General features: G+C 51.1%; 21 protein-coding genes. 10 read left to right on the top strand and 11 right to left on the bottom strand.

Annotation, left to right across the window (positions count from 1 at the left end):
• The first annotated feature begins 138 nt into the window (after positions 1-138).
• The 3 genes from AC07OI_RS02525 (at position 139) to AC07OI_RS02515 (ending at position 1,948) form a co-directional block, all read left to right on the top strand.
• The gene (locus AC07OI_RS02525) at positions 139-570 is read left to right on the top strand and encodes a PaaI family thioesterase (protein ID WP_495256185.1); all 432 of its coding nucleotides are present in this window, start codon (positions 139-141) and stop codon (positions 568-570) included.
• Between the two features lie 75 nt (positions 571-645).
• Positions 646-1,161, top strand: a complete 516-nt coding sequence (locus AC07OI_RS02520) for a flavodoxin family protein (RefSeq protein WP_492704112.1) — start codon at positions 646-648, stop codon at positions 1,159-1,161.
• Positions 1,151-1,948: an arylamine N-acetyltransferase family protein gene (locus tag AC07OI_RS02515; protein WP_495256184.1), complete on the top strand. Its 798-nt coding sequence runs from the start codon at positions 1,151-1,153 to the stop codon at positions 1,946-1,948. The genes AC07OI_RS02520 and AC07OI_RS02515 overlap by 11 nt, the downstream gene beginning before the upstream one ends.
• 235 nt (positions 1,949-2,183) lie before the next feature.
• Here the strand turns inward: AC07OI_RS02515 and dbpA are convergent, their stop codons facing one another.
• Both dbpA and AC07OI_RS02505 read right to left on the bottom strand, forming a co-directional pair.
• Positions 2,184-3,569, bottom strand: a complete 1,386-nt coding sequence (dbpA, locus tag AC07OI_RS02510) for an ATP-dependent RNA helicase DbpA (RefSeq protein WP_495256183.1) — start codon at positions 3,567-3,569, stop codon at positions 2,184-2,186.
• Between the two features lie 144 nt (positions 3,570-3,713).
• Positions 3,714-5,354 carry a DUF4214 domain-containing protein gene (locus AC07OI_RS02505; protein ID WP_495256182.1) on the bottom strand — a complete coding sequence of 547 codons (1,641 nt, stop codon included), beginning with the start codon at positions 5,352-5,354 and terminating at the stop codon, positions 3,714-3,716.
• Positions 5,355-5,626: 272 nt separating this feature from the next.
• Here AC07OI_RS02505 and AC07OI_RS02500 point away from each other — a divergent pair, with 272 nt between their 5' ends.
• The 3 genes from AC07OI_RS02500 to AC07OI_RS02490 all read left to right on the top strand — a co-directional run bounded on the left by AC07OI_RS02500 (position 5,627) and on the right by AC07OI_RS02490 (position 7,469).
• On the top strand, positions 5,627-6,148 hold the full coding sequence (locus tag AC07OI_RS02500) for an SRPBCC family protein (protein ID WP_495256181.1): 522 nt from the start codon (positions 5,627-5,629) through the stop codon (positions 6,146-6,148).
• Positions 6,149-6,201: 53 nt separating this feature from the next.
• The gene (locus tag AC07OI_RS02495; RefSeq protein ID WP_492704107.1) at positions 6,202-6,492 is read left to right on the top strand and encodes a hypothetical protein; all 291 of its coding nucleotides are present in this window, start codon (positions 6,202-6,204) and stop codon (positions 6,490-6,492) included.
• 92 nt (positions 6,493-6,584) lie between these two features.
• The gene (locus tag AC07OI_RS02490; protein WP_495256180.1) at positions 6,585-7,469 is read left to right on the top strand and encodes an AraC family transcriptional regulator; all 885 of its coding nucleotides are present in this window, start codon (positions 6,585-6,587) and stop codon (positions 7,467-7,469) included.
• An 8-nt stretch (positions 7,470-7,477) separates the two neighbouring features.
• On the opposite strand, the gene AC07OI_RS02485 is transcribed toward AC07OI_RS02490, so the two are convergent.
• Positions 7,478-8,059: a pyridoxamine 5'-phosphate oxidase family protein gene (locus AC07OI_RS02485; protein ID WP_492704105.1), complete on the bottom strand. Its 582-nt coding sequence runs from the start codon at positions 8,057-8,059 to the stop codon at positions 7,478-7,480.
• A gap of 348 nt (positions 8,060-8,407) precedes the next feature.
• Between AC07OI_RS02485 and AC07OI_RS02480 the strand changes: the two genes are divergently transcribed.
• On the top strand, positions 8,408-10,543 hold the full coding sequence (locus AC07OI_RS02480) for a S46 family peptidase (protein WP_495256179.1): 2,136 nt from the start codon (positions 8,408-8,410) through the stop codon (positions 10,541-10,543).
• Positions 10,544-10,599: 56 nt separating this feature from the next.
• On the opposite strand, the gene AC07OI_RS02475 is transcribed toward AC07OI_RS02480, so the two are convergent.
• Together AC07OI_RS02475 and AC07OI_RS02470 are read right to left on the bottom strand one after the other, a co-directional pair.
• Complete coding sequence (locus tag AC07OI_RS02475; RefSeq protein WP_492704103.1) at positions 10,600-11,013, bottom strand: GFA family protein; 414 nt, start codon at positions 11,011-11,013, stop codon at positions 10,600-10,602.
• Between the two features lie 38 nt (positions 11,014-11,051).
• Positions 11,052-13,877 (bottom strand): bifunctional diguanylate cyclase/phosphodiesterase, encoded by a 2,826-nt coding sequence (locus tag AC07OI_RS02470; RefSeq protein ID WP_495256178.1) that lies wholly within the window; start codon positions 13,875-13,877, stop codon positions 11,052-11,054.
• A gap of 254 nt (positions 13,878-14,131) precedes the next feature.
• Here AC07OI_RS02470 and AC07OI_RS02465 point away from each other — a divergent pair, with 254 nt between their 5' ends.
• Both AC07OI_RS02465 and AC07OI_RS02460 read left to right on the top strand, forming a co-directional pair.
• Entirely contained in the window at positions 14,132-14,329 is a 198-nt protein-coding gene (locus AC07OI_RS02465; protein WP_495256177.1) for a DUF1737 domain-containing protein, read from the top strand.
• 28 nt (positions 14,330-14,357) lie between these two features.
• Positions 14,358-15,164: a CPBP family intramembrane glutamic endopeptidase gene (locus AC07OI_RS02460; RefSeq protein ID WP_492704099.1), complete on the top strand. Its 807-nt coding sequence runs from the start codon at positions 14,358-14,360 to the stop codon at positions 15,162-15,164.
• Between the two features lie 67 nt (positions 15,165-15,231).
• On the opposite strand, the gene AC07OI_RS02455 is transcribed toward AC07OI_RS02460, so the two are convergent.
• The 6 genes from AC07OI_RS02455 to AC07OI_RS02430 form a co-directional block, all read right to left on the bottom strand.
• Entirely contained in the window at positions 15,232-16,326 is a 1,095-nt protein-coding gene (locus tag AC07OI_RS02455; RefSeq protein ID WP_495256176.1) for a hypothetical protein, read from the bottom strand.
• A gap of 101 nt (positions 16,327-16,427) precedes the next feature.
• Complete coding sequence (locus tag AC07OI_RS02450) at positions 16,428-16,910, bottom strand: SRPBCC family protein (protein WP_492704097.1); 483 nt, start codon at positions 16,908-16,910, stop codon at positions 16,428-16,430.
• A 61-nt stretch (positions 16,911-16,971) separates the two neighbouring features.
• On the bottom strand, positions 16,972-17,337 hold the full coding sequence (locus AC07OI_RS02445; protein WP_492704096.1) for a response regulator: 366 nt from the start codon (positions 17,335-17,337) through the stop codon (positions 16,972-16,974).
• 1 nt (position 17,338) lies between these two features.
• A complete protein-coding gene (locus AC07OI_RS02440; RefSeq protein WP_495256175.1) occupies positions 17,339-20,560 on the bottom strand; it encodes a response regulator in 3,222 nt (1,073 codons plus the stop codon).
• A gap of 76 nt (positions 20,561-20,636) precedes the next feature.
• Positions 20,637-21,440: a response regulator gene (locus tag AC07OI_RS02435; RefSeq protein WP_495256174.1), complete on the bottom strand. Its 804-nt coding sequence runs from the start codon at positions 21,438-21,440 to the stop codon at positions 20,637-20,639.
• Positions 21,427-22,488: a response regulator gene (locus tag AC07OI_RS02430; RefSeq protein ID WP_492704092.1), complete on the bottom strand. Its 1,062-nt coding sequence runs from the start codon at positions 22,486-22,488 to the stop codon at positions 21,427-21,429. Before AC07OI_RS02430 ends, AC07OI_RS02435 begins: the two co-directional genes overlap by 14 nt.
• Before the next feature lie 258 nt (positions 22,489-22,746).
• Between AC07OI_RS02430 and AC07OI_RS02425 the strand changes: the two genes are divergently transcribed.
• Entirely contained in the window at positions 22,747-24,777 is a 2,031-nt protein-coding gene (locus AC07OI_RS02425; RefSeq protein WP_495256173.1) for a UvrD-helicase domain-containing protein, read from the top strand.
• The last annotated feature ends 93 nt before the right edge of the window (positions 24,778-24,870 follow it).

Below are 24,870 nucleotides of genomic sequence, written 5' to 3'. Positions count from 1 at the left end.
GCTCTTATATGGATCGCAGATGCATGATCTTAATTGAAAACATCACCATGATGTCCTGGTTTTAAGGTAGTCAAGGCATGATCAGCAAATGCATGAATCCGGGTTTATACTGCGTTCATCTTTTCTCCAGGTAACGATATGAACAAGCAAAACTTCTTTTGGCAGATACAGGCAGGTGAGCTGCCAACTCCAGCGGCTGCAAAAACGCTGGGCATACGTTTCACGCAGATAGATGCAGCGGCGGGCACGATAGAAACCGAGTTCCAGGCCAGGCCGGAATTTACCAATCCGGCTGGCAATATCCAGGGAGGTTTTCTGGCAGCCATGCTGGACGATAGCATGGGCCCGGCGCTGGCAGCGACTTTAGCCGCAGGGGAGTTTGCCCCTACCCTGAATCTGAATGTGTCTTACCTGCGGGCAGCCAAGGTTGGCCTGATACAGGGCAAGGCACGCGTGGTCAAACAAGGCAAGGACATTTGCTTTCTGGCTGGCGAGTTATATCAGGATGGTCACTTGATCGCTACTGCAACGGCAACAGCCATGGTGCGCAATATGGCCGTGCAGGCCTGATCTGCAAGAAATGCAAGAATTACCGTAGCGGAGTATATTAAAGACTTTCTTCCCTGCCCCTGGCTCTTCACATCCATGTCTGAAACCCGCACCGTCATCATCGTTGGCAGTTCCAGAAGCACAGGTAATACCGCTGAACTGGCGATTGCCGTTGCCAGCAAACTCCGGGCCAGCGTCATTGATCTCAATCAATATCAGATCGCGCCCTTTGATTATGAATTCAAAAACCAGGGCGATGATTTCATGAGCTTGATGAGGCAGGTACTCAGCTTTGACCGCATCATACTGGCGACCCCCATGTACTGGTATGCCCCCAGCGCCATCATGAAAACCTTCATGGACAGGATTTCTGACTTGCTGAAAATCGAAAAAGACCTGGGACGGCAATTACGTAGCAAGAAGGCAGCCTTGCTTGGCACAGGTTGTGATGCCACCCCTGCAGCTTGCTTTGAGCAAGTCTTCCAGCTTACTTTCGATTATCTGGGTATGGCATATCAGGGCATGTTGTATGCGAGTTGTGAAGATGGATTCATCCACGCCGAGCATATGCTGGCCATAGAAAGATTTACGGAGACTTTGCATGCTGAATGAAACGCAAGTCAATGCCTATCTGCACAGACTGGCATATCAGGGATCACGCGCTGTCAGCCTGGCGACGCTGACAGCTTTGCATCACGCACATCTGCAGCAGATTGCATTTGAAAACCTTGATATCAGCCTGGGCAAGAAACTGGATTTATCGACGGATGCCTTGCTGGATAAATTATTGCAGCAGGGCCGTGGCGGTTTTTGCTATGAGCTGAACCAGGCTTTTGCCCTGTTACTGGAGACATTAGGATTTACCGTCAGCCGCTTGTCTGCGCGTGTGCATAATGGCAAAGACTACGGACCAGACTTTGATCACATGCTGTTGCTGGTGCGTGTGGATGGACAGGATTATCTGGCCGATGTGGGTTTTGGTGATTGCTTCCGTACGCCCCTGCAATTAGGTGGCGAGGGTGTGCATGAACTTGGTCTGCATTATTATCTGCTTGCAGATGGCGAGCATCATTATGTCCTCATGCAGGCTAAGGATGGTGGTGCTGGACATGCGCAATATCGCTTCAGCTTGCAGGCTCATGCGATAGAAGATTTTTTTGAAATGTGTGAATACCAGCAGACTTCAGCTTTATCGCATTTTACGCAGAAATCGATTTGTTCGATCGCGACTTTAGGGGGGCGTGTCAGCATGTCGAATAACAAATGCATAGTCACAGATAGTATCGGGCGGCACGTGCATACAATACATGGGGAGGATGAATACAGGGCTTTGTTGCTCGAGTATTTTGGGATGAGCTTGGCGGGGGATGTGGATATTGGGAAGTTATTGGTGAGGTAGACGTAGGGAGTCATCTCTTAGCCCACTTACAATCTCATTAACGTCATTCCTGCGTGCTTTTGGCAGGAATCCACCGGGCTGGCGCTCCAGCGGCACTCCTGGCACGTCGTGGAGTTAATTAATTTCAGGTTTGTGTTTCTTATGTACCTGATTTTCAAATACCGGCATTTGGTAATTTACTAATGCTGGCCGGGGGTAGCCCGGCAGCTACTCCCTTTTCTTGTCTCCGTCGCAATCAATCAATAATCCGCATCCTGAATTGCCTGCCCTTGATATTGGTATGGCTCAGCCTGTCCACAGTTTTTTCAGCGACCTGCCTGTCGATGGCGACATAAGTCACAAATTCCGAGACATTGATTTTACCTACCTGTTCTTTTTTCAAACCGAGGTCAGCAGTCAGCGCACCGAGTAAATCGCCGGGGCGGAGTTTGTCTTTTTTACCGCCCATGATGCAGATGGTCATCATCGGGGCTTGCAAGTCTCTTTCCGGGTCAGCTTCGAGGGCGTGGATGTCGCCCCAGTTGGCTGGCTCGCCCTGATATTCTTCTATCAGTTTTACCCACTTCTTTTCACCCGGGGTGGCCAGGCTCAGTGCCAGGCCTTTTTCGCCGGCACGGCCAGTGCGGCCTATGCGGTGGATGTGGACTTCAGTATCTTTGGATACATCGACGTTGATGACTGCACCCAGGGTTTGTATATCGAGACCGCGAGCGGCGACGTCGGTGGCGACCAGGACGGAGCAACTCTGGTTGGCGAAACGTATCAGCACTTCATCACGATCGCGTTGTTCCAGGTCGCCATGCAAGGCCAGGGCGCTGATACCCTGGGCGTGCAATTCTTCTGTTAGTTCGCGACAATGGATCTTGGTGTTGCAAAAAGCAATGGTGGAAGTCGGCTGGTAATGATGCAGCAGGGTGGCGACAGCGGTATTGCGCCCTTCTGGCGTGACCAGGTAAAACAATTGCTCGATATGATTGGCGGCATGCTGGGATTCAACCTTGATCTCTACCGGGTCGCGCAGCAGTTGCTCGCTGGCCTGGCGTATATCGTCCGGGTAGGTGGCCGAGAACAGCAGGGTTTGCCTGCGTGTTGGTGTGGCGGCGACGATATCGTAGATATCGTCATAAAAGCCCATGTCTACCATGCGGTCGGCTTCATCCAGTACCAGGGTTTGTACGGTTTTAAGGTTGATCGTGCCACGGCTGATGTGGTCGATCAGGCGGCCAGGTGTGCCGACCACGATATGCGCTCCATATTCGAGCGAGGCAATCTGTGGGCGCATGGCGGTGCCACCGCACAGGGTGACAATCTTGACGTTCGGCATGGTCCTGGCCAGGCGGCGCAATTCATTGGCGACCTGGTCAGCCAGTTCACGCGTCGGGCATATCACCAGGCCCTGCACGGCAAAATAAGTGGGATTGAGCTTGGCCAGTATGCCCAGCCCAAAGGCGGCGGTCTTGCCGCTACCGGTCTTGGCCTGGGCGATCAGGTCTTGCTGTTGCAGGATCACGGGCAGGCTGGCTGCCTGTATCGCTGTCATTTCCTTGTAGCCTAGGCTGTCCAGATTGGCGAGTATGGGAGCGGATAGCGGCAGCGTATTGAAGGCGGTGGATTCTGACATGGGATGTATTTCTGTATGAAGACGACGACAGCAGGCCGCTCTTTCAAGAGCAGCCCGGCGGATATGTCGTCATTGTAGGGTAAGCTGTCGCCAGCGTGGCGGGCTTTGAGGTATGAAAGACTGAAAGTGGCTATTACTGTGTGTTTATGCAGGCCAGACCAGGTATTCAATGCCATTTTGTATAGAACCTATGACCAGAGCCTGGTTTTCGGCACTCTCACAAAAGCTGGCAAGCGCACCGGCGGCAGTAATTTTATTGGTATTAAGCTGATCCAGCCAGTAATTGAAACCGGCCTGGTCGGGTGTGCGGTGCAAGACATTCTGATAAAAATTGGTGACAAGCACGGTATTCGTGGGCTTGGTGCCATACAGTTTCTGGAATTCAGCCGACAGCATGAAGCCCGCCGCCACAGTCGTCAGGCTGGAACCATGGTCCATGTCATTGATCCAGTAGCCCAGCCCCTTCAAGTCGGGTTTGCGGTCAAAGGCGGCCTGGTACAGGCGGTAAGCTTGCCCGGCTATGCCGTTGATATCGAGAGCGATGTTTTCGTCGGTGAAATGCAGGCGCTCTACATTGTCCAGTGTGTCCGTGCCTTCATTGCCGCTTTTTGCTGCGACGACTGCTGTACCGTTTTTGACTGTTACGGTGTAATTGGTATGCGCGCCGTTGTACAAAGCGGTATCCAGACCCAGGTCACCATCTATTGCGTCGTTGCCACCATTACCAGTAAACGTATTGTTGAGCTTATTGCCGTACAGGCTGTCGCTGCCTGCACCACCTATGGCATTTTCTATATAGGCACCAAAGGCGATGCCCAGGTTTTCCCTGCCGTCATAAGTTGGTACGGTGCCACCGGTATAGCCGGGCGGATTTGGTGCAGATACCATGCGTATGTCGGAATAATTACCGGGGGTAAGGTCGATCACGCAACCCAGGGTAAAGTTGGCGACGGAAATCGTATCATTGCCGCCGGCATCCCAAATGGTCTTCAAGAAAGGCGAATTCGGGTCAAATGTGTAGATGTCGTCACCGGTTTTATAATTGTTATTGGCACCATACGCGTATTGCATGGCGGCGATATCCAGCACCATGGGTGTTTCTGGTACGACGTATTTAAAGGTGAACGATGGCTTGCCAGAGGCATCGTAAGTAATGGTTCTGAACAGGTCATTGCTTTGTTCAGTGTAAGACATGATGGAATACTGCACCGTATCGTAAGTTGCAGGCATGAGCACATCACCCTCAAAGGTGTGTTTGAGGCCTAGCGCATGCCCGATCTCGTGCATCAATGCCGAATAATTGAAGGAACCAACACTCCAGTTGGTATTGGTTTTATTGCCATTACCAGAAATCCAGATATCCCCGCCAGAAGGACTGGCGCCGCTTGGCCGGTAGGCCCAGCCCCAGGCTTTGCCACCAGTCGATGTATTTTCTGAAAATGAAGTCCAGCCCACGCGTATATTTCCTGCACTACCGCTAGTGTCCGGCACTTGTACAAACTGTATGTCAGCGACATTGGCCCACGCCTGAAGTGCAGCCTTGGTCGCATTTTGCTGTTCTGTACTGAGGGCAACGTGGCTGGCACCTGGCTCATTATCTGTAGTGTAATTGGTGGAATTATTGCGGCCATAAAAGTAAGACTCACCCGCCGTCCATGGGAAGCTGTAAGTGACGACGGCCCCATTCAGTCCGCCCCATTTAATGCCATGAAGCAGGGCATCAATCAGTGTGACACCTGAGAGGTTGAAGGTGGTTATTTGACCTGCATCGCTGGGTAATGGCATAGAAATCGAGTGTAATAAGACCAAGAATAGCTTTAGTATAGCCAGTTTGCGGCCTCAAAAATAGCAATCACGGGAACTAGGATTGGCTTTCGCGCTATTTTTTGTAAGCAAATTAAACAGAAGTCAGCAAGAAGTGCTGGAAAACGAGGCTGGCAAATCAAGTTGGCAAATAAGGGTAGCAAATAAGCTTGAACAATAAGTATTGGCAAAAGTATTGGTAAATAAGTGCCCGACAAATTAAGCTGTGAATTCTAATCCCCAGGAGACATAACATGATCATCGCAATCATAGTGCTTTTACTCGCTGCTTTTTTGCTGTATGTGGCTACACTGCCAGATCATTTTCGTGTGGAGCGTTCTTTGACATTCCAGGCTGGTGCCGGACAGATTTTTCCCTTGATCAATGACTTTCATGAATGGGAAGCCTGGTCGCCCTGGGAAAAGGTCGATCCTGCTGTCCAGCGTACTTATAGCGGTGCTGAGTCAGGCAAGGGAGCGGTATATGCTTGGAAGGGTAACAAGCAACTTGGCGAGGGCAAGATGGAAATCCTTGATACCCAGCCTTTCAATTACCTGCGTCTGCAAATCAATTTTTACAAACCCTTTGCGGCACAAAACACCATAGAATTCCGCCTGGAAGAAAAGGATGGCAGCACAGTCGTCAGCCATGCCATGTTTGGCCCCAGTAATTTCATGTCCAAGCTCATGAGCCTGTTTTTCAGCATGGATAAAATGGTTGGTGGCAAGTTTGATGAAGGCTTGCATAACCTGAAAAATATCGTCGAGAAAACCTGAGCTTATTTGCAGGACTATGCACGAAAAAAACAGAATTCTTGAAAGGATGGAAAATGGCAAGACAACGAAAATTCTATATCTGGCTATGCCAGCATAGTCTTGCCTGTTTTCTGTTACTGACCTTGAGTTTTGTCGTATTCGGCAAACTGTCTTTTGATATCGTCCACCTGTTCAGTGCGAATGCTGAATACCTGCTCGACAATGGCTGGATAGGCCTGATAGAAGGCGGCCTGCAGCAGTTGCTTGAACTCATATTGTCAGCCTGCGCTGCCATGGCAGCCTATATGGTCTTCAAATTGTGTGAGCAGGCTTTGCTGGAGCGCATGCGACACCGGGCTGAGTAAATAATGTAAGTCAAACCAGGCAAAACAGAGCAAGAACTATCATGCGGTAAATCCGGGCGCTGGCTATTCTGCAGCCTGTCAGGGAGAAATCATTGAGTGAGCGCCATATCAACTACTACGCCAGAATGCTGCGCGTCTTGCAGTACATCGATGTCCACCTGGATGAGGATTTATCGGCTGAGCGTTTAAGTGAAATCGCGGCTTTCTCAAAATTTCATTTTCACCGGCAGTTTTCTGAATACTTTGGCTTGGCGGCATTTCGCTATGTTCAATTGCTGAGACTTAAAAAAGCCATGTATGAGCTGGCATTTCGCAGCCATAAACAGGTGATTAATATCGCACTGGATAATGGCTATGAAAGCAGTGAGGCTTTTTCCCGCGCTTTTAAAAAAAGCCTGGGTCTCAGTCCGGCACAATTCAGAAAGCAGCCTCAGTGGGACAACTGGCAGGACAGCAATCTGACCATAGACCAATTGAGAGAACAGCATATGCCTATTACTTACCAAAACAGCGATGTACGCATCGTCAGCTTCCCGGAAACCCGTATCGCCGTGCTGGAGCATCGCGGTGCACCCGCTTTGCTGCCAAACAGCATCCAGCAATTCATCGCCTGGCGCAAGCTCAACAAATTACCGCCCAGCGTCAGCGCGACTTTTAATCTCATCTATGATGATCCTGAGCAAACGCCGGCTGAGGACTATCGCTTCGGTCTTGCTGCCGCCGTAGTTGCGCCAGTGGCAGAGAATAAGCATGGCATCGTCAACAAAATCATCCCTGGCGGGGAATGCGCAGTGTTAAGACATACTGGCACAGACGCACAACTGGGTAGTGTCGTGCGGTTTTTGTATAACAACTGGCTGCCACAAAGCGAGCGCAATTTGCGCGATTTTCCTTTGTTCTTTCAACGTATCAGTTTCTTCCCGGACGTACCTGAACACTTGATGGTGACCGATGTATTTTTGCCCTTGCAGGCATAAAATTTTTGCTATGCACGCGGCCTGGTCCCGCGTGCATTTGCCAGCATTTCTTCGATTTCCTTTTCGGTAAACCGGCGTGTGATGTGCTGCGGACAATTCCATTCCACTGCGGCTATCGTGATCACGATAGCGCGTTCAACGCGGGCGGGGTAACCGGGCATTTCCAGACTGGCCAAGAGATGGGGATCATCTACTTCATGAACGATTTTGGCATGCCCCCATAGTTTTAAACGACGGCGGTTCGCATAATCCATGATGATCAGGGATACCTTGTCATTCGCCAGCAGATTACCCACACTCAGGTATTGGGCATTGCCATAAAAGTCGGCATAAGCGATGGTTTTTGCATCGATAACTTTGAGAAAACCAATTGGCCCGCCACGGTGTTGTACATAGGGCCAGCCATTTTCCGATATCGTCGCCTGATAAAAACTGTCACGGGCAGCAATGAAGCCGGCATCCCTGTCCAGCAGGGAATCACGTTTTTCTTCCACCATTTCAAAACCACGATTGGCTTCACGGCTGCCATACAGGCTTTGTGCGGTTTTTACGCTCGGGGTAAAAGTGATATCGGCAAATGCGCGTGACATGATGTTCTCCTGATTGTGGTTCGATGCAAACTTATTGCACAGGTATCAGTTTGAACTCTTCTTTGATTTACAAGAATAGTCTTTATGCTGAATTGGTTATTCCAATAAATGGAATAATGAAAACAGGTTCGCATATTCAAATCCGGAAAAACTGGAACTAATTACTCAGGGATTTGTCTGTAACTACGTCTAATTGTGCTGATTTCATGATAAATAACCAATAAATCTGCATGATTTTCAAGAAAATTTCAGAAAATCCCTGGCCGCAGCCCTAACCCGGTAGCGCTCGCGGCTATACTGCAGCGAGAGGTAAGATCTGTACCGTAAGAACTCATTTTGGAGTGTATTTTGTTTAAAACCATCGCTTTTCCGTTGGCCCTGGCCGGTATCTTTTCAACTGCTTATGCTGATGAAGGTCAGTGGCAACCCTATCAATTGCCACAACTGAAGTCTGAATTAAAACGCATAGGCATCAACGTACCAGCAGAAAAATTGGCGGATTTGCAAAAGCACCCCATGTCAGCGATGGTGTCCCTGGGTGGTTGCTCGGCTTCTTTTGTGTCGAATACTGGCCTGGCGGTAACTAACCATCATTGTGCTTACGGTGCCGTACAAAGAAATTCAACGGCGGAAAAAAACTATATTGCGAATGGATTTTTGGCGAAAACCCTGGCAGATGAATTACCGGCGGGCCCGGACGCACGCATGTACATCACCGACAAGGTCGAGAATGTGACAGATCAGATTAACAAGGGGCTGACTGCTGCCATGTCGGGTCGCACCAGGGCTGAGCATGTAGAAAACCGCATCAAGGCCCTGATTGCTGAATGTGAACAAGACAAGGCATATCGTTGTTCCGTCCCCAGTTTCCATCGCGGCCTGGAGTATTACCGCATACGCCAGATCATGATACGCGATGTGCGCCTGGTCTATGCACCCTCAGACAAGATAGGTAATTTTGGTGGCGAGGTCGATAACTTTGAATGGCCGCGTCATACCGGTGACTACGCCTTCCTGCGCGCCTATGTAGGCAGGGATGGCCGCCCTGCCGACCTGTCTGCCGACAATGTGCCGTATCAGTCAAAAGACTTCCTCGTCGTATCTGCCCAGGGTCTGAAAAATGGTGACCCTATCTTGTTGGCAGGTTACCCTGGCCGCACCAGCCGCTACAAATTGCCGGCAGAAATACGCTATGCCCGTGATGTCAGTTACCCTGCCAAAGTGGCAGAATCCCAAGCCGACCTGGCCGTCATTGCTGCTGCAACGTCCGGCAATACCGGCGCCGGTGTACGTTATGCCAGTGTGGCCAAAGGTCTCAATAATGGTTTGAAAAAGACGGAAGGTTTGCTCGAAGGTTTTGCCCGCAAGGACATTGCAGCCATCAAGGACGGGCAAGATGCAGAATTCCGTCGCTGGTATGCGCAACATGGCAGCGACAAGAATTTGCTGAAAGAACTTGATGCTGTCATTGCTGCCGACATGGCGATGTCAGAAGAAGAATTTGCCTGGTCGGTCGCCAGCACCAGTGAAATGCTGAAGAGCGCACGCACGCTCTACCGCCTTGCGGTGGAAAGCACAAAACCGGATGCAGAGCGCCAGCCCGGCTACCAGCTACGCGACATGAATATCATTGCCGGCAAGCTCAGCCGTCTGGAACAATCCTATCTGCAAAATGTCGATCAGGCCAGGTTCACCGCAGCGCTGCAAAGATATAATAAATTGCCCGCCAAATCCCATCCACAGGGGTTGGATGTATTGTTACCGACACCTGAAAGTGTCGCCAGCATATATCAGCAAAGCAGCATGGGTGAAACCTCCAAGCGTCTGGCCTGGATGGGCAAGGACCGCAAGGCCTTTGAGCAATCCGACGATGCTTTCGTGCGCCTGGCCGTGAAGCTGCATGATACTGCCATGTCACTCGAAGACCGCCGCAAAGAGCTGGATGGCAATCTGGAACGGGTAATCCCGCAATACATGCAAGCCGTCATAGAATGGAAAAAATCCCAGGGCAAGCCAGTTTATCCAGATGCCAACTCCACCCTGCGCGTGACCTATGGCACGGTAGCACCTTACTCGCCGCGTGATGGCGTCATCAAAGGCCCGTTCACGACAGTCGAAGGCATAGTAGAAAAACACACGGGCAAAGCGCCTTTCAATATGCAGGAAAATTTACTCGCTGCAGTCAAGGAAAAACACTATGGCGCATTCAAGGACAATGTCCTGCAGACTGTGCCTGTCAATTTCCTGTCCAGTGCTGATACGACGGGTGGCAATTCTGGCTCCGCCGTCTTGAATAAAAATGGTGAACTGGTGGGTTTGAATTTTGATTCAACCTATGAATCGATTACCAAGGATTGGTACTTCGATACTGCGATCACCCGTGCTATCCATGTCGATATACGTTACATGTTATGGGTCATGAAAGAGGTTGACCATGCCGATAATTTGCTGAAAGAAATGACGATCAGATATCCGGCGAAATAAGCTGTTGGATTGATGTCAAAAGCGCGTTCCTGAAAATGGGACGCGCTTTTTTTACCTCAGGGTTTTCGTGGTGTTTGCTCAAAATGCCTGCTACTGTCCGCTGTGCTTAACCAGGACAGTTTGTTCTCACAATAAATATCCATGCGCGGTGACAGACTTTCATGTTGATTGACTGTACCCAGATACAGCATGCTCAAGCCTGCATAAGTTTCCCGATTGGAGTTATACAGGGGAGTGCCGCAGTCAGTACAAAAGTGACGCTGGGTACGTGATGTGACGGTATAGCTTTTCAGTAATTCCTGTCCCTGGGTGAATACCAGGTCAACAGCTTTTACGACGACATAGGAAGACAATGCTGCTCCCGTCATACGGCGGCACAAGCCACAATGGCAGGCCACGATCTGCAATGCGGGGGCAGGATAGTGATAGCTTATTTTTCCGCAACTGCATTGACCGCTGATTGTTTGCATAATGTCTCCATGATCTTGTTCATTTACACGCTTTATGTTCATGCACCTTCCCACTCCAGGCCTTTACCTGCTCCCCAGATCAGAGGGGCGACATAGTTGTCAGCCCAAGCTTCAACCTGTCCGGCTGGCATGGGACGGGCGACGCCGTAACCTTGTGCCAGTTCGCAACCCAGGCGCATCAGGGCCACGCCATGTTCAGCGCTCTCCACGCCTTCTGCAATCACGCCACGGTTGAAGGCGCGTGCCAGGCCGATGACGGCGCTGATGACGGCCAGGTCGTCCTTGTCTTCCAGCATATCACGGACAAAGCTCTGGTCAATTTTCAGGGTATCGGCGGGCAGGCGTTTCAGGTAAGACAATGAAGAATAACCGGTACCAAAATCATCAAGCGCAAAGCTGACGCCGATTTGCTGACAAGCCAGCATGACTTCGCGCACATGTTGTATATCCTTGATGGCGGCAGATTCGAGTATTTCTATTTCCAGGCGCTCAGGGGCAACATCTGGGTAGGCGGCCAGCACCGCACGCAGGCGCTCGACAAAATCCTTGCACTGGAAATGGCGGGCCGCGATATTCACGCTGATCACCCAGTCCACATGCAGATGTGTCCATATGCGCAATTGCTCCATGGCCTGTTGCAAGACAAAATCACCGACATCGATGATCAGATCTGTATGCTCTATGAGCGGCAAAAAATTCAGCGGGCCCACTATCCCCTGCTCAGGATGTTGCCAGCGCAGCAGCGCTTCCATGCCGACGATACGGCCCTGGCGCATATTCACCTTGGGCTGAAAGTACAGACGCATCTCGCCCTGTTGCAAGGCCTGGCGTACGCGGGCGCGCTGATTGTGGTGCGTGCGCAATTGCTGGTCTTGCTCAGCGTCGAATAAATGAAATTGATTGCGGCCATTCAGCTTGGCCTGGTACATGGCCTGGTCGGCGCAACGCAGCAGGGTATCGGCATTCACATCATCACGCGGATAAATTGCCACGCCTATGCTGGCCGACAGGCTGATGCTTTGCTGCTCTATTTCATACGGTTGCGCGAGTACAGCCAGCAACAGTGCCAGGTTCAATTCAACACCGGCGATGTCACGCTGGTTTTGCAGCAGTACGACAAACTCATCACCACCCAGGCGCGCCACGTGATGTTCGCCGCCTGCATTGTCTTCCAGGCGGCGCGCGACTTGCTGCAATAATTTGTTGGCAAATTCCTGACCATGACTTTCATTGATGGCCTGGAAATGATCGAGATCCAGCAGGCAAACTGCCAGCCAGGTTTCCTGGTCGTGGGCAGTTTGTATCGCTGTGCTGAAACGCTCTGCCAGAGCGGCGCGATTTTCCAGGCCGGTCAGGATATCGTGCCCCGCCTGCCAGCTGAGTTGCTGCATCAGTTGATGTTTTTCACTGACATCACGGAATACCAGCACACAGCCCATGACCGTACCATCTTTTTGCCGGATGGGGGCTGCCGTATAATCGACTTCAAATTGCTGACCACTGTGTGCAGTCAATAGCTGATTATTCGCTTGCAAGATATCTGCGCTCTGAAAAATTTTCTGCAAAAAATCTTCCAGCTGATCGCGCTGCAAGGCATCACTCAGAGAAAAAACGTCAGCCAGTTTCAGCGTCTGTGCTTCTTTTCTGTTCCAGCCGCAAATTTGCTGCGCTGCCTTGTTCAGCATCAGTATGCGTCCTGCAACATCAGTACTGATGACCGCATCACCGATAGATGCCAGAGTGGTTTCCACTCTTTCATTTTCTGCTGCCAGTGTTGCCTGCGCCTGGTTGCGTTCACTGATGTCGATAAGTGCACCTATGCTGCCTATGGCTTCGCCATCAACATTTGTGAAACTGGCCTGATAGTAGATCACATCCAGAATTTGCCCGGCAGCCTGTATCTGTATTTCCCTGACCAGCTTGCCATGTTCATTTTCTATCGATGGCCTGGGGTCATTGTCCAGTGCCAGCATGGGCATGGGCCTGCCGACTACATCACCGGCATTGAGGGAAAACAATTCTTCCCATGCGCGGTTGATACGTTGACAGATGCCGTACTGGTCCTGGAAAAAAATCGGGATGGGCAAGGCATGCAGCAATTGCCAGGTGAAGTGCAATTGCTCGCTATTGGCACGCTGGCTGCGTTGCAGGGTCATCAGCAGGGTCTGTACTTCATTAGCCATGCTATTGAAGGTTGTTGCCAGGGCACGCGCTTCTGCCGTGCCGGTGACCGACATGCGTATGGAGTGCTGGCCCTTCTTGAATTTATCCGTGGCATCTGCCAGTCTGCGCAAGGTCTTGACGTTGGCGCGCAGGATCAGAGCCAGCAAAAAATAAATAGTGAAAATGATGGCCAGCGAGATTTTGGCCTGGCTCATGACCTTTTCCCAGATATGGGTGTTTTCAGCCGCGATGGATGTTTCCAGACGTAGCACACCGATATCGCCATTTGCCAGTCTGACCTGGCTGGCCGTGCTTTCTGCCTGCAGTGCTATGAGACGGTTAAACCATGCTGGTGAACTTGCTGCGGGTGATGTTTGATCCTGGCCTTGAATCTGTTCTTTTTTATATTGCCAGGTGATGCGCCAGAGTACCGGGCTGGACTGTACTTCCTGTATCAACAGCTGCCGTATGGCCTGGTTATCGCTGCGTTCAGACAAGCCGCTGAGTGTGGGGATCAGATAATGGGCGCTATGCCTTAGCTCTGTCGTCATCCTTTGTCTGGCATCGGCGACTTCGCCGTTGATCATCAGGTAGTAGCGCAGACCACTGACAGCAATAATCAATACAAAAATAGGTACAAATAAACGGGTATAGATTCCTCGCTGTTGCCATCGCTGTAAAAATTTTTGTAATGTTTGCACAAATTCAACAAATTTCAGTGAAGTAAAGCAGTGTGATCAAGGAGGGAGAGGAAAGCTAATTGTGAGTAATTGTAACCTGAAGATTAATATTGCCGTATTGAAAAAATAATTTAAAGAAAAGTAATACGCAAAAGCAATGCACAAAAGAAATACATAAATAAGTCACGCTGCTTTTTTACGCAGGCCAGTCTGGCCGGCATCATCGAATATAATGTGCCAACTTCTTTGATCCTACCGTTTGGACTGCACGCATCATGAAACTCTATCGTTATCTGACCGGCCCTGACGACAAGACATTTTGCATGCGTGTCTCTGCTGCACTGAATCAGGGCTGGGTCCTGTATGGTGGCCCGACGCTGAGCTTTAATGGGCAGCAGACCATTGCAGGGCAAGCCATCATCAAGGAAGTCGATGGTGAATTTTCGCACGACCTGGACTTGTCCAGCTTCTAGAGCGGGTCAGAATTGAGCGACGACTGTAATGAATCAAAAACTTGAGCGTTTCCCATCTGGCCTGGAAGCTTTCTTTCTGATTGTTTTTTTGCTCGGTATAGAAATGCTGCTGAACATGCTGGTACATGACAGCATGTCGTGGACAGGCATAGGCATGGATGAGGTAGATGGTGTCATCATGGTGTTGGCCTATGGCATCCTGTTCACAGCTGTGTTGCAATACAAGGGTTTAAGTTATAGCGAACTCTTCCATTCCTCTGCAGGTACTTCGTTTGCCCGTCTGTTGTTACTATTGGTGCCGATATTTCTTTTGGTCCCTGGCCTGGAATTATCACTGAATTTTCTCGGTGGTTTGCTGGAAGAGTGGCAACCTGTATCAGAGAACCAGCAAAAAGTATTCGAAGAGATGATGTCAAACGGAGTGCACTCCGTCATCGTCGCTTGCCTGGTAGCCCCTGTGCTGGAAGAGATGTTGTTTCGTGGTGTGGTCTTGCGCAGTTTCTTGCAACAATATTCACGCAGGCTGGCAATTCTTGGTTCTGCCAGCCTTTTTGGCCTGGCCCATATGAATATCTATCAGTTTCTTTGCGCCTCGGTATTAGGTGTGATCTGCGCATGGCTATATGAGAAAACCCGCTCCCTGTGGCCCGGCATTTTTTTGCATGCGAGTTCGAATGGCGTTGCCATTTATGCATACAGGTGGGCGACGCTCAGGGGCATCAGCACCACCTGGCAACCTTCAGCGACTCTGTGTGTGGCGGCTTTGATTTCTGCCAGCCTGGGTGTCTATCTTTTGAGGCGCATGCTGGTCAGTGAGAATGCAGCAGGTTTATAAAAATGCAGAGCCGTAGCTTATGAAGCTACAGCTCTGCATTTCAGTAATCATTACAGCAATACGCAATTTATGCTGGCAGCATTTCACGCTTCAAACGGCGCGGCACTTCCCAGTCGAGTTCGGTTTCACGCTTTTTTTCCAACGCATCGATATGCTTGAGCTTCTTGCCTTCGACAAACTGGCCAGACAAGAGCAGGCGTGGTTTACTGAGGGCAGACACAAGGCCATGCGTGGCCCAGCGTGAGCGTGGCAGGCTGGTGGCAGCCAGGATGCCGTAATCAGCGCCGCAACTGATACCTTTTTCAGCGACAAGGGATTCGCCAGACTTGATGTATTTGGCAGCATAGATGCTGCCCTTGGTAGCAATCCAGCGGCCACTGTGGATTTCACCACGCAGGCTGCTGATTTCGCCGGTGGCGCGCAGATAACCCCAGCAACTGATGTCGCCCTGACTGTGGATGCTGGCCACATCAAGGTTGCCCTGGCAAATCAGGTTGGCAGCAAACAAGGCACCTTCGACCTGGATATCCGTTTCACTAAACAACTCGCCCTGGCAATTGCAATCGCCCGCAACATGGATGGCTGCTGCCGACAAATGGCCGCCAACAAACTGGATTTCGCCGACTTCCAGCACATCATCAAGCTGCACATTGCCATGGCAATCAAGGTCGGCACAGGCGACATAACCCAATGCCTGGATATCGCCAAAGCCACCAAAAGCATCATGATGGTCATAGCGCGCCAGGATGGCAGGATGCACCAGGATATCCATATAGCTGCTGCCATCGGCAGCCGGTTTGCGCTGGTCCAGTTCCAGCATGCGCGCCATCCAGTCGGCACTGCAACCGGTTTTGATGAGGTATTCCACATCGATATTGCCACCAGCATCGAGGGCATGACCTACATACAGGGATTGCACGCGGATATCACCAGTGACCGTCAGCTTGCCCAGGCAAAACACTTCTTCAGCCTCTAAATCACCGTCAATCAGGCAATCACCACCGACGATGAACTGGGTGGCAATCACGGCATCACCCTGGATGTGCACGTCACCGGTGCTGGCAAATTGCTTGCGTTTCAAGCGTGTGGTTTGTACCGGAGCAGGTAAGTCCAGAGCGGCCAGAACAGGCTTCTTGGTTGCAGGAGTGGTGCGCTTGGTCATGGGTACCTTGGAATAGAGTAAAGAAAGAATGGAGATTACAGAGCCGCATTATCCCCGAAATGCCAGCGGCTCAGCAATTCATATACTGTTTTCAATATAGGTCAGGAAGGCAGGGCATCCAGCCGCCCGCTTTCTGCCAGTTCGCGAATAATCCGCACGGTTTCCACATCGGCTTCCTGATAAGCTGATTTGCGGTATTCGTTATACATTTTAGCTTCGGCATCTTCTGGCTCAGCGTTGCCACTGTCATAGGCAAAACGGACAAACAGCGCCTGTGGTTGCGGCTCTTCTATGCTCATGCGTAATGAGGATTGGGGAATGTCTTTCTGGGCCGCCACATCATAATGCACATGCTCAAGATGGACGAGGCTGACGCGGTCGGTGATTTCCAGCGTGCCATATTTCAGGGTGCGCGTCATGCTGACTTCATTGTGGTCCATGATGCTGGCATCATCAAGGTAAGAGACAAACAGCTTCGGCATTTCTGCCCGCAATACCAGACCACGCCATAATTGTTCGCGGCTGATGACCTCGACAGCGGGATTGCCGAGGTCATTGATTTCAACTAAATGTTCAAATTTCATGGAGCACCTTTTTTCTGATGCCGCCAGTTTACTCTGCTTGCCCCGGCCTGTGAACGTGATTTCAAGCCTTGAGTATGGAATCAACCAGAGACAAAAATGCCTGGTAGCGTATTGGTTTTGCCATATAGGCATCACAGCCAGCGGCGCGGAAGCGGTCTTCATCGCCACTCATGGCAAAGGCAGTCAGGGCGACTATCTTGATATGGGCAGTCGCAGCGGCACTTTTTAGCTGGCGGGTAGCGGTCATGCCATCTATGCCTGGCAACTGCATGTCCATCAGTATCAGGTCGGGCAGTTCTATTCTGGCAACCTGCAAGCCGATCTCCGCATCTACCGCTTGCAGCACTTCGTAGCCAGCATTCTGTAACAAGAATGCAGCCAGTTTCATATTGACCGGGTTATCTTCAATGATCAGTACACGCGCCATCTTACTTACCCCTGCCTGCCATGGCACGTCTCACTTCACCGATGAAGCGGCCGTGATTGAAATCAGATTTTTCCATGACTTTTTTGACATCACCACTCAGACGTATCCTGTCGTCGGCGGTAACTTGCTTGGCGGTCAGGACAATAATCGGAATACTTGCTGTGACTGTATCACTTTTCAGGGCTTCCACCACATCAAAGCCATTAATTTCAGGCATCATCAAGTCCAGCACGATGAGGTCGGGCTTGTGTTGATGCGCCATGTTGATGCCTTCCTGTCCACCCAGGGCAGCCAGGGTTTTATAACCGAAGGAATCGAGCTGGGTAGTTACCAGTTTCACGGCCTTGGGGTCGTCATCGATGATCAGCGCAGTTTTTTGCACTGCTGTCGGGTCATTGCAAAAGCCCAGTACACTCAGGGCGGTGGTCAGGTTTTCCCGCGCTATCGGTTTTTGCATGACATGGGCCGCGCCCAAAGACAGGCCACGGCCACGGTCAGCCACGATAGAGATGATGACCACCGGGGTGGACGCAAACAGCGGATGTTGCTTGAAATGCTCAAGAAATTCCCAGCCATCCATGCCGGGTAATAAAATATCCAGGGTAATCAGATCAGGGTGTTCCTGCTCTGCCATGGTCAGCGCAGCTTCTGCCGTGTTGGCGCGCACTATGCGAAAGCCCTCGCTTTCCAGCTGCACCCGCAAGACTTCGGCTGCCTGATCATCATCTTCTATGATCAGGGCCAGCAACTCCCCATTGGCATGGTGATTGCTGTTGTTTGTGGTCGTGGCCGTGGCCGTGGTTGTAACTGTGGCGTGAGTCTGCGCGTGAGTGTGAGAGTTGGCATGGGTAGTGGTACTTGCGTGGCTGGTAGCCTGCCCTTTGATTTTCAAGGGCAGATTGGCAGTACGCCAGGGCAGCAAGACGGTAAACGTGGAACCCTTGTCAGTGATACTGCTCATGCTGACGCTGCCTTCATGTAGCTCGGCCATGCGTTTAACCATGGCCAGACCCAGACCCGTACCCTGATGTTTGCGTGACAAACTATTGTCTATCTGGGTAAAGGGCTTGAACAACTCGGGTTGGGCATCCGCCGGTATACCTATACCGCTGTCACTGACCATGATTTCCAGATAATGCTCGAAGCGCCCGCCTGTTACCTGATAGCCGTCCACCCGGCGTGCCGAGATATGCACGCGGCCACCCTCGGGGGTAAATTTGACGGCATTCGATAAAAGGTTATAAATGATTTGCTTGACCTTGACTTCATCAAGCCAGATATCGCCCAGGTTTTCCTGGATCTTGGCCGAGACTTGCAAGCCCTGCAAGCTGGCTTGCTCGCGCACTACCTGTATGCTGGATTGCACCAGTGCGCTGATATCGGTGGACTCCAGATTGATCTGCATCTTGCCCGCTTCTATCTTGGACAAGTCAAGGATGTCATTGATCAGTGCCAGCAAATGCTTGCCGCTATTGAAAATATCTACCGATGCATCTTTTTGCTGGGTAGACAAACTGCCCATCAGACCATCCTTGAGTATCTCGGAAAAACCGACGATGGCATTTAGTGGAGTACGCAATTCATGCGACATGTTCGCCAGAAATTCAGACTTCATGCGGCTGGCTTGCTCCAGTTGCTGATTCTTGGCAGCGATTTCTTCACTGCTGCTGCGCAATTGATCTGCCAGCAGTTTGAGATCACTGTACTGGCGCAGATTGTGCAGGGCAACGCCCAGTTGACCGGCCAGTCTTTCCAGAAAAGCCTGTTCGCCGGTAATCACATTATTGGTCGTCGCCAGCACCATAATGGCCAGGCGATGTTCCTGGTACAACACGGGTATCATCAGCACATGCTTGGGGTTGAAATCTGCCAGGCCGGTTTGCAGGGTCAGGCGGCTGGCATCGAGTGAATTGCTTTTGCCGGTGAGGGCAGCCTGACCCAGCATGCCTTCACCCAGTTCAAATTCACGCGGGATATCATGGCCTAGTCCATAGCTGGCTTCGCAACGGAAACGCGCATACCATTCATCATAGCTATACAGCGCTGACATCAGGTAACCATGTCGTTCGGCCAGCAGGTTTAACAGGCCGTCGAAAATTTTATGCCGTTCAAAGCTGGAGGCAAACAGGTTTTGCGCCTTGACCTGGGTATCGTCATAATGTGCGGCAGTGCGCAGTTTGCGCTCAGTCAGGGTGAATTCGGTAACGTCCACATTCACTGACAAGCCGCCAATCATGTGGCCGGTATCGTCACGCAAGGGGGCTGTGCTATTTGAGATGGTTTTGCGGCTGCCATCAAAGCAGCGTATGTCTGCCAGTTCATTGAGTATGGTTTCACCGGACTTCAGGGTGCGTGCCAGCGCCCATTCGTCTGCCGCTATGCGCTTGCCACTATCTGGCCACCAGCCCGCATATTCGCCATACTGGTCCGGACCTATATGGCGTACACCACCCCAGATCGCCTTGCCGCCAGGGTTGATCTGGTTCAGCACACCGTTGCGGTCACAAATGAAGACACCGATAGGCAGGATATCCAGTACCTGTTTGAGCAGGGATTCGCTGTCGCGCACGGCGGTTTCTGCCTTGACACGCTGATCGACATCGCGTTTGAATTGCCACCACAACAAGGCTCCACCGGCCAGTGTGATGAATAAAACCAGTATGCCTATATTCCGTGCCTGGACAAAATTGCTTTCGACCTGAATCTTGCGTTGCTGCAGCAAGACACGTTCTTCTTCTTCCATGCTGTTGATCTGTACCAGCAAGGCTTCCATGATAATACGTGGCGTACCGCTGATCAGATGTTTGCGTACCGCAGGATAGCCTTCTGCCTGATACACCTGCAGCGTTTTGTCGAGGGCATTCAGCCTTTCTTCCAGTTTTTGCGCCAGATTTTTATACAGGAGTTGCTGGCGTGGATTATCCGCAGTCAACTCTGAAATCTTTTTTGATGACTGATGTATTTGTATAGCTTTGCTGTCACGCTGGCTGGTGAATACATCGTCACCGGTAATAAAAAACAGGCGCTGTATGCTCTCCAGTTCCAATACGCCTGACTTGACTTCATTTAACTGGTCCAACACCTGATAGGTATGACTGACCCATAAGGAGTTTTCACGATAGTCTTGCAGTGATCGGTACAATTGCCAACCAGCCGATAAAAGTAAGGCCAGCCCGAACATAAGCCCTGCAAGCAGTCTGAATTCGGTACTGAGTTTTTTCATGATGCATTTTCCGTGGTGAACACATGCGTGTGCAAAACTACCTGTCAAACTTCTTGTCAATAATATTCAATAAGGCTTAATAATCAGGCGGCCTGCCCAGTCTGGGTTCCGGGGCAAATGCAATGAGTGTGCCTGCGCTGAGGTCCAGCACGAAATAATCCAGTCTCTGCTGATCAGCCAGACGTGTTTGCAAGCGTTGCTTGCGCACTGCGCCATAAGCTTCCTGCAATGCCGCCGGTAATTCTTCTGCCAGCGTACCTACATTAATCTGTACTTGATCAAGTTCTTTGAGAACGCGGATGGCAGTACGGTTAAGTCTGCTGACCACACCATTGACCAGCAGGCATGCGCCCATGGGCAGATTATCTATGGCATCTATGGCCATGTCCTTGTGTATGGAGTGCATGAGTGCTTCCAGCGTGCGAAAAGCATGGGCTGTTTCTGCGTTGCTGAGTATACCGTTGTATTCTTTCAACAAGCGCTCGCGTTCACGGTTCACTACATATTGCGTCAGCGCCTGGTTGACTGTCTCCAGCAATTCTTCATTGAGCCAGGGTTTCACCAATAACTTGAAAGGATGTGCCTGGTTGACGGCTCTTAGCACGCTGTCCAGATCCGGGTAACCAGTCAATATCAAACGTACGACATCAGGATGTTTTTCCCTGGCAGCAATCAGGAATGCGGCAGCACGCTGATCGCGCGGTTCGCAGATCAATACGCCGACATGGTGTTGCGCCATAATGCCTTGTGCTTCACTGGCATCTTTGGCGCTTAGCATGGGGTGTTGCAAAGGCCTGAGCAATCGTAATAAAGCTTGCAAAAGATCGACATCATCGTCGATCAGAAGAATGGCAGGACGTTGCGCTTCAGGCATCGGCATGCTTGTCGTAAATGGCGGCAAAGCGCCCTGCCTCTGTCACAAAGCAAGACAATACGTCTGGATCAAAATGTTCGGGCCGTGTGCGGCTATCACCTTCGATAATGATGCTCATGGCGCGTTCATGATCAAGTGCGGGTTTGTAGGGACGGCGGCTGCGCAAGGCATCATACACATCGCAAATTTGCATGACCCTGGCAGCGATGGGGATGGCTTCACCCTTGAGTCCATTTGGATAACCTGTGCCATCCCAGCGTTCATGATGATTCAGGGCGATTTCTGCACCCATTTCAGTATACGGTGAAGTACCACTGGCCAGTATGCTGGCACCCAGTGCGCAATGGGTGCGCATGATATTCCACTCATCGTGGTTGAAGCTGCCGGGTTTCAGCAAGACATGATCTGGTATGCCTATCTTGCCTATGTCATGCATGGGGCTGGCCTGGAAAATCGCATCATGAAATTCGCCAGGCAAATCCATGGCTTCTGACAGGGCGCGGCAATAATAGCTGATACGACGCACATGATGACCGGTTTCTTCATCCTTGTGCTCGGCAGCACGCACCAGCGTGAATACAGTATCGCGATAAGCGTCTTCCAATTGGGCAGTGCGTTCTACCACCTGGCTTTCCAGTATGCGGTTATGGTCGGTCAGGAAATCACCATACTCCTTGAGACGCAAGAGATTACGCACGCGCACGCTGAGATCAGCCCGGTCTATGGGCTTGGTTAAAAATTCTTCGGCACCGGCTTCGAGGGCGCGCAGTTTGGATGTACGGTCATCGAGTGCAGTCAGCATGATGACAGGCACGGGCTGGGTAAGGGGATTGGCCTTGAGTTCTGCAACGGTGGCAAAACCATCCATGCCCGGCATCATGATGTCGAGCAGGATAAGATCAGGTTGCGCGAACGCTGCAACTTTAAGTGCATCGCGCCCATTATTCGCACTCAGGGTAGAATAACCCTCAGCATGCAAGAGTACTTCAAGCAGGCGAATATTTCTTTCTTCATCATCCACCAGCAGGATACGAGCAGATTTTTGGTCTTTCATAAAAGGCATCCTCCTGAGTTAGAGAATAGTCTTAGCTTATCCAATTGTCTAGCCTTTATTTCTATCTTTTTGGCAACAAAAGCGCTATTCTCATAGCGAATTCACAAAGATATACATTGTTGCTCAAGTGTCGCTGGTTCATCTGTACGTATGCTCACATAGAGCGCAAGCTAATTGCTTGAGTTGAAGAAGGTTCCATTGCTATTGCAGGCTACAATAGCGCCTGCAAGTTTTTGCGGATAAGCTCCGTTTCCCCTTATGTCTCATGGTCTGAATACCCCCCAACGTAATGCAGTCAATTATATGGATGGCCCTTGCCTGGTGCTGGCCGGGGCGGGCTCGGGCAAGACGCGGGTGATTACCCAGAAAATCGTTAATCTGATAGAACTGCATGGCTATGATCCAAAACATATCGCCGCCCTGACCTTTACCAACAAGGCCGCGCTGGAAATGCAGGAACGTATCGCCAAGCTGCTGGCTGAGCCGCGTCAGGCCAGGCAGTTGACGGTTTCCACCTTCCACTCGCTGGGGGTGAAGATACTCAGGCAGGAAGCACAGGCTTTGGGCTTGAAAGACCGTTTTTCCATCATGGACAGCGATGACTGTTTTTCACTGGTGCAGGATCTGGCAATCACCACCGACAAGCAATTGATACGGCGCATACAGACTGCCATGTCTTTGTGGAAGAATGGCCTGGTCGACCCTGAGCTTGCATTGAAGCAGGCACAGGATGAAGACGAGGCAATTGCCGCCAGAGTTTACCGCAGCTATGTCGCCACCCTGACTGCTTATCAGGCTGTCGATTTTGATGATTTGATACGTTTGCCGGTAGAGCTGTTCCGCAGTAATGAACAGGTGCGCGACAAATGGCAGCGTCGCCTGCGTTACCTGCTCGTCGATGAATACCAGGACACCAATACCTGCCAGTATGAACTGGTTAAATTGCTGGTCACAGGCGTGGGCAAAAAGCCCATGTTTACTGCCGTGGGTGATGACGACCAGGCTATCTATGCCTGGCGCGGAGCCACCATAGAAAACCTGACGACCCTGCAAGTGGATTTCCCGAATCTGGAAATCATCAAGCTGGAACAGAATTATCGCTCCAGCACCCGCATCCTGCAGGCTGCCAATTCCGTCATCGGCAATAATCCCAAGCTGTTTGAAAAGTCGCTGTGGTCTGAACATGGCCTCGGTGATCCGGTCAAGGTATTGGGCATGCAGGATGATGAACAAGAGGCTGAGCAAGTCGCCATCATGATCTCTGCCCACCGCTTCGAGCGCCAGGCCAAGTATTCTGATTACGCGATTTTGTATCGCGGCAATCACCAGGCGCGCGTCATTGAGCAGGCATTGCGGCGTGAGCGTATTCCTTACACCATCTCCGGCGGCCAGAGTTTCTTTGACCGCGCCGAGATCAAGGACATCATTGCCTATCTGCGCCTGATCGCCAATGAAGATGATGACCCGGCTTTCATCCGCGCCATTACCACACCCAAACGCGGCGTTGGTCTGGCCACGCTGGAAGTGCTGGGCGAGTTTGCCGGGCAATGGCAATGCTCGCTGTTTGCCGCCGTTTTCAAAGGTGGCATAGAAGCCAAGCTGCCTGACAAGCAGTTACGGCCATTGCGCAATTTCTGTACTTTCATCAACCAGGTCGAGGCCCATGCCCACAGGGAAGGCCATGCCAGCGAATTGCTGGATGACCTCATGAAAGAAATCAATTACGAAGGCTATCTTTACGATAGTTTTGAAGACCGTGCCGCACAAAATAAATGGCAGAACGTGCTCGACTTTACCCAGTGGTTGAAAACCAAGGGCAGTGGCGGCAAGGATGGTAACGACGATCACCGCAGCCTGCTCGACCTGACCCAGATGGTGGCCCTGATGACCATGATGGAAGGCAAGGATGAAGAACCGGATGCAGTACGCATGTCCACCCTGCATGCCTCCAAGGGGCTGGAATATCCCCATGTATTTCTGGTCGGCGTGGAAGAAGGTATCTTGCCGCACAAGGGTGACCCTGATGCGCCGGTAGAGACCTATGCCGCACGTATAGAAGAAGAGCGCCGTCTGATGTACGTAGGCATTACCCGTGCCCAGCGCAGCCTGCATATTACCTGGTGCAAAAAACGCAAGCGTGCTGGTGTGCAGGTACATTGCGACCCTTCCCGCTTTATCAAGGAAATGAAACTTGATGAAGGCGACGCTGTGCCTGCCGAAGGTGAAGTCATGACACCCAAGGAAAGACTGGCAGGTTTAAAGGCCTTATTGAGCAAACCCAGGGAATAATGGTCTGAATTGGTGCATTTTGAGCTGTTGACCAAGCAAAAATGCTAATATTGCTCATGAGGTATGTATTTTGATTACCCCAATAGCTAGAAC

Source organism: Undibacterium sp. GW821-FHT07F11 (assembly GCF_059418665.1).
This window is presented reverse-complemented; position numbering and strand designations above follow the sequence as displayed.